Source organism: Saccharicrinis aurantiacus (assembly GCF_001660705.2).
GTDB lineage: Bacteria > Bacteroidota > Bacteroidia > Bacteroidales > Marinilabiliaceae > Saccharicrinis > Saccharicrinis aurantiacus.
The window spans coordinates 1-1502 of sequence record NZ_LYBV02000068.1 but is presented as its reverse complement, the minus strand read 5'-3'; the positions used below and the strand labels follow the sequence as shown (position 1 = coordinate 1502).

The following is a 1502-nucleotide window of genomic DNA, read 5'->3' as shown; positions in this document are numbered from 1 at the left end:
GCCAACCATTTGAAAAACAACAGAAGTATTTTTATGAAACAGATAATAGCAACAATCTTTTTAGTTTTCTTTGAAATTGGCTTTATAAAGAGCCAAGATATCCCAATACTTGAACCAGTATTGGGATTTGAATTAGATTTTAATAATGAATCAGTTTCAAAATTTCAATCTGACGCAGCATTTAAAGATTGCAGAGAACTTTTTAAGAAAATTGATAGAGAGGGAAGAAGTGGAACTAATGATTATACATTAGAAGAACAAAAAATATTATTTTATTGTGACGAGACAAAAGACAATATTTGGCAGATTGAAGGAAGCGGTTGTAGCTGGTATTGTGGTGGTGGACCTAAGGAAGTATCAGCATCAAGTTATTTAAAATCACAAGGAACAAATAGTTATGACCCTAAAAATGCCCATGATTTAAATTATAAGAATGCGTGGATTGAAGGTGTAGACGGATATGGAATTGGGGAATATCTTTTATATACTTTTGAAGGGGCATCTCCAAGAATTAATGAAATAATCGTAATTAACGGATACGTAAAGAGTAAAGCTGCTTGGGAAAATAATTCAAGAGTTAAAAAACTAAAAGTTTATATTGATAATAAACCATATGCTATTCTAAGTTTAAAAGATATGCGGTGTTCTCAGAGTTTTAAGATTGAGCCAATTGGTAATAGCAATAGAACTGATATAGATGCTCTAAAAATGAAACCAGATTGGACTTTGAAATTTGAAATATTAGAAGTATACGAAGGATTAAAATATGATGATGTAGCAATTTCAGAAATTTATTTCAGTGGACTTGATGTTCATTAGAAAGAAAAAAACGGTTGGCAACAAAAAATAAAGGTCATAGGCTGTCAGAATAAGTTTGGGAGTTTAGCTGTTTTAATAAAATCGCCGAAACTTTTGTTTCGGCTAGTGAAAAGAATAAATTTATAACCAAAACAAAAGTTTCGGCTTGGTGTGATTTTGAGGGTTTGGTTTTTCAAATCAGCCTACGAACCTTTATTCGAGCCGTTACACACTAGCCAATATTTCGTGTCTGAATTTAGGCGTATTTTTGGTTAGTTGTTTAAATTAATAATTTGCGCAGCCCTCTGCTTTCGCGCTCTTATAAACTATATTTTTCTTTCGCATCTTTAGTCTTGGTTCGGTTCGATTTTTTGGGTTTCATACTTTCCTAGTTTATCTATTTTCTGTCGTTTCTTTGGAGTATTGGATTTAAGGTCTCTTTTTTCTAGTTGGCGTTTTCAGTTTGTGATTCTATTTATTTCGGCTGTGTTTTTAAGTTCTTTTCTGGCTAAGACTCCTCACACTTGCCACCCAATTGGCAAATTTTTGTAGTACTTTGATCAGTTTATTTTACTTAATAATGGAGTAGGGGTTCTCCCAAAAATTGGTTCAAGATGTTTCTCTCAGGTATTTTATCTCGTCAGTTATTCTAAAGAAGAACCTTTGTATAAGTTTAGTTTTCCTGTTGGTTATTGGAACTGAAG

General features: G+C 32.4%; 1 protein-coding gene. It reads left to right on the top strand.

The features are described 5' to 3' along the window. Nucleotides 1-819 (top strand): NADase-type glycan-binding domain-containing protein (locus A8B35_RS22960; RefSeq protein ID WP_222844215.1); only part of this gene is annotated, 819 nt, incomplete at its 5' end. Between the last annotated feature and the right edge of the window lie 683 nt (nt 820-1502).